The organism is Methanosarcina sp. UBA5 (assembly GCF_002505485.1).
In the GTDB taxonomy this organism is placed as follows: domain Archaea; phylum Halobacteriota; class Methanosarcinia; order Methanosarcinales; family Methanosarcinaceae; genus Methanosarcina.
In genome coordinates this window covers 13512-14211 of the sequence record NZ_DAVG01000124.1, presented here as the reverse complement: position 1 = coordinate 14211, position 700 = coordinate 13512, and the positions used below count along the sequence as shown (strand labels likewise).

Annotated in this window: 1 pseudogene; it reads right to left on the bottom strand. The window is 43.7% G+C overall.

The annotated features are described in order from the left end of the window. Positions 1–560, bottom strand: a pseudogene (locus BP621_RS15955) (hypothetical protein); the annotation flags it as partial. Positions 561–700 lie beyond the last annotated feature (140 nt).

Genomic DNA, 700 nt, shown 5'->3' with positions numbered 1-700 from the left:
GAAGCCTGGCGGACAACTATCGAATAATCTTTCTGGTTACCCACAATAGCATCCTTATCTCCAAGAACCTCGACGCTGAGATCGTTTTTCTTGAGTTCAGGCTCGACAAGGTAAACTGAAGTATTGGTTTCTTTTGCAAAACCCAGGGCATCGGCAAGATTCTTTCCAGAGTTGTTGTTTCCATCAGTAACAAGAACAATCTGATTACCAGTACCAGAATACTGGGTCACAGCATCTCCAAGGTTTGTTTTATCGCCTGTAAGCTGGACTAAAGTAGTAGGGGTTTTAGCTGCAAGGGCTTTATACAGGTCGGTACCTGATTCATTAGAAAAAAGCCCCATACTTGCGGTTTTATCCTGAACTAGTACAAGTGAAGGATTGTCTTCACTAACAGTTCGCGTAACCGTTGTAAATGGAGCAGCCAAAGCGAGTATAAGGAGAAAAGCTACAAGCATCCTCCATTCCACAATCTTCGTTTTTGTCTTCCGAAGGAGATAGAACCCGACAATTATTACAGGGATGATGAGTAAAAGCATTTCTGGGTGTTCGAGGGATATCATAGTTCACCCCTCCGGCGCACGATCAAGATTTCAGCTAGCATGAGCAGGAACAGAATTCCTATCAGGTAATCAGTAATGTCATTTTTGGCAGTATAAGTATCAGCCCTCACAAGTTTGGGCTTATCTTCCGCAACCGACCG